Here is a 2,384-nt window from a genome sequence, read left to right as displayed (position 1 = left end):
TAGCGGCTGCCGCCGCGCATGCGGCGCACGTTCAACGAACCGCCAAAGAGATCGAGACCGAGATCCTTGATCTGCCGGTCTGAATAGAGGCCGCGGATCTTGTGAAACGCGCGCTCGGCCGAGGCGGCAACCTTGCTGTGAAGAGTGATCGTGCGCACCGGCACGTCCAGGTCCCAGGCAAGGCGCATGCCCCAGGGCACCTCGACGCGGGTCTGGCCGGTGCCGACTGGCCCGTAAAACGAAAGCACGTCTTTCTGGCGTGGCCAGAGGGTCTTGCGGCGATCGTCGGGCAGGTCGCTGTCGCGATCCGGAATGAACCCGCTCACCTCGACCGGAACGCGCGAGGAGGCCGCTTTCAGCGCGGTCACCGTCGCCTCGTCCGCCTGCGAGGTTATCGGCAGCCCCCTGGCGGTCTGAAAACCGCGCAAGGCATGCAGGGTTTTCGGACCGATCTCACCATCGATCAGGCCGCACGCAAACCCGTGCGCCGTCAACCGGCTCTGCAACCACATTTCAAAAGACATGCTGGACATTCCGCCCTCCTTCGTTTGGGCATAAAAAAACCCGCCTCGATGGGCGGGTTGGTGGAAACTGAGTGTTCGGTTCAGGTCAGCGGGCGTCGGGTCCCGCGCTGTGGCTCGTGGCCGGATTGAGCCTGTCCGGGACAACTGCGGCATGGCGCTTTATGTTAAACTTGGGCGGGAAGCGGGCTTTCGCCGCAGCTACGGTAACAGATTCTGACGAACGCCAAAGCGGACCTTGATGTGGTCCAAAAAGCCGTTGTCCAGTGTTTGACACATGTTCAGAGAGCGTGTCGGGATCGGTCTAGAAAGAAGAGCTAATTCAATAGCCGTATTTTTCTTTTCTATCGCGAAACGCTTGTGGTCCACCTTCCATTATCTCTGTGATTTTGTCGCAGACCTGCTTCGTGTCGATTGCCCCACCACAGGCGACGTCTCTTTTTGCGTTTTCACTTACATCTAGGCCGAGAACCAGTTCCGAAGAACCGTTCACAACAATATTCGCATTGTGGCTCGCAAATATAATCTGCCTGTTTTTCTTGGCATCGTGAAGTTTCTCAGCAAGGTCGGACACAATTTTGTTGTCGAGATCTCCTTCTGGTTGGTCGACGAGAAGTGGCCCTCCCGGTTGTTCCAGCAACATGAACAAGAGTGCTGCTGCCCGTTGGCCCTCCGATGCTTTTTCAAATGAGATCTTTCGGTCTCCATCACAGTAAAGTAAGGAGATGTCATCGCTTGGAACCGCGGTGGCTATCGCCTCAACGCGCTGGAGGTCCATAAATTCAACACATCGTTCAATAGCTCTTGGTGTTGCCCCGGTAGCTTCAACCAGCGCCTCCATCTGTGGTGGCTTGCCACTTTCAGATTGCAAAAGGATATTCCAGCGCAAAGCGGCCAATGCATCGGTCCTCAATCTGTCGAGGGACGGCCAAACACCTAAATTTTCTAAGCAATCGTCCGTTCGTTGAATTCTCGTTGCCTCTTTTATGTTTGCCTTCGCCGTTATTGCCTCAACGGCGTCATGAATAGCAGTCCAGTTCGCGTCAGTCTTAAGCTGGGCCTCAATCCTATTGCCAGATAGCGTCTCGATTTTGTCGGCCCATTCTCTCGTTTTCCCGCCCTTTTGTGCGACGGAATCTTTCAACCCGTCGATTGCCAACTTCAGCTTTTCAAACCATTCATCAGCTGAACTGGTTGTGACTGAAAGTTCAGCTATCTGTTTGAGAACCCCTTGGAGTTCGACTTGGAGGTTGGAAATCTGGGCCGTAGCTGATCGGTGCTCAGTGAGTTTGTCCATGGCCAAATCACGCGTGACTTTCGCCTCATCGAGAGCAATGTCGATATCAGCGCCGCACTCCGCCATGGCATCTCGGTGTTTTCCAAGATCAATTCCAAGCGCTTCGATACCACTCGAAAATGCGGCAGTGAACTCAGAGAATGCCTTTTGAAAGCTTCCAGCTTCCGGCAACTCCGAGCTCAGGTCTACGGGCTTCCTTGACGTCTGCCAAAGCTGGGTGACTTCCTCCATGACCGAAGCCACTTGGGCCGTCGCTTGTTGTCTCTTAGAGCCTGATTTAAAAGTAGTTGAGTGATATCAAAGGGTTGTGATTCAACCGTCTTTGTCGAGAAGATGGAGGATCGAATGCCCTGGGATGATATCACTCGCAAACAGCATAACCGGGACGATCTGCGTTATCCAACTGATTTGATGGATCGGGAATGGGCGATTTTGGCGCCGCTGATCCCTCCGGCCAAATCCGGCGGTCGGCCACGCAAGACCGACATGCGAGAGGTGGTGAACGCGGTCCTTTATATCGCGGGCAGCGGCTGTCAGTGGCGGGCACTGCCGAAGGACTTTCCCCC

At 54.9% G+C, this 2,384-nt stretch carries 3 protein-coding genes; 1 reads left to right on the top strand and 2 read right to left on the bottom strand.

Features of this window, described 5'->3' with window-relative positions; genetic code table 11:
- Positions 1-533 (bottom strand): peptidoglycan-binding domain-containing protein (locus OA90_RS27645; protein ID WP_068420243.1); only part of this gene is annotated, 533 nt, incomplete at its 3' end.
- Between the two features lie 310 nt (positions 534-843).
- Complete coding sequence (locus OA90_RS27640; protein WP_068420241.1) at positions 844-2,049, bottom strand: AAA family ATPase; 1,206 nt, start codon at positions 2,047-2,049, stop codon at positions 844-846.
- A gap of 114 nt (positions 2,050-2,163) precedes the next feature.
- Here OA90_RS27640 and OA90_RS27635 point away from each other — a divergent pair.
- Positions 2,164-2,384 (top strand): transposase (locus tag OA90_RS27635; protein ID WP_156510732.1); only part of this gene is annotated, 221 nt, incomplete at its 3' end.

This window comes from Labrenzia sp. OB1 (genome assembly GCF_001624695.1).
Taxonomy (GTDB): domain Bacteria; phylum Pseudomonadota; class Alphaproteobacteria; order Rhizobiales; family Stappiaceae; genus Roseibium.
The sequence above is the reverse complement of the archived record's forward strand: the minus strand, read 5'-3'. Positions and strand labels throughout refer to the sequence as shown.